General features: G+C 62.9%; 1 pseudogene. It reads right to left on the bottom strand.

Going from position 1 to position 604, the window contains the following annotated elements:
- Positions 1-191: 191 nt before the first annotated feature.
- Positions 192-604 (bottom strand): annotated as a pseudogene (locus MJ783_RS20975) (transposase); the annotation flags it as partial.

Genomic DNA, 604 nt, shown 5'->3' with positions numbered 1-604 from the left:
GGGCCTGTCCAGTTTTTCGTGTAAGGATGGGCGGGAATTGTCCTTACGGTGTGATTTGCTCGTCAATTAGTGAAGTGGGAGCCTGTCCGGGAACAGGATCACCATCGCGTTCAGCGCCTGCTTCCAACCCTGGGTGCCGGTCCCGTTCTCACCTCCGCGCTTGGTCGAGATATTCCGGATTCCCAGGTAGAGTCGACGCCCACGACTAGGTGCGCCGCCTTCATGGTGACGACCCCACGGTCCTTGACCCGGATCCGGATCGCATCCACATACATGATCGGATAGACGTCGTCGACAGGCCGGCTCTGCCAGGCCGTGATCTCGTCCGCCACCACATCTGTGATCGTGGAGATGAGTTCCCGGGACGCGGCAATCCCGTACACCTCGCCGCCGGGTAGCCCGGGGGAATTTCACCCCCGGGCTACCCGGCGGTGCGCCTCAATATCCCGGGTCGACATGCCCCGCGCATACAACGACAAGATCATCTCGTCGATCTGTCCGAGCCGACGCGCGCCTTTCGGGACGATCCGCGGCGCGAACTCGCCATTGCGATCCCACGGGACCGCGATTGTCACGGGGCCGGCGGTCGTGTGCACGGTCTTCA

The organism is Protofrankia sp. Cj3, assembly GCF_917627355.1.
Classification (GTDB): domain Bacteria; phylum Actinomycetota; class Actinomycetes; order Frankiales; family Frankiaceae; genus Protofrankia.
The sequence above is the reverse complement of the archived record's forward strand: the minus strand, read 5'-3'. Positions and strand labels throughout refer to the sequence as shown.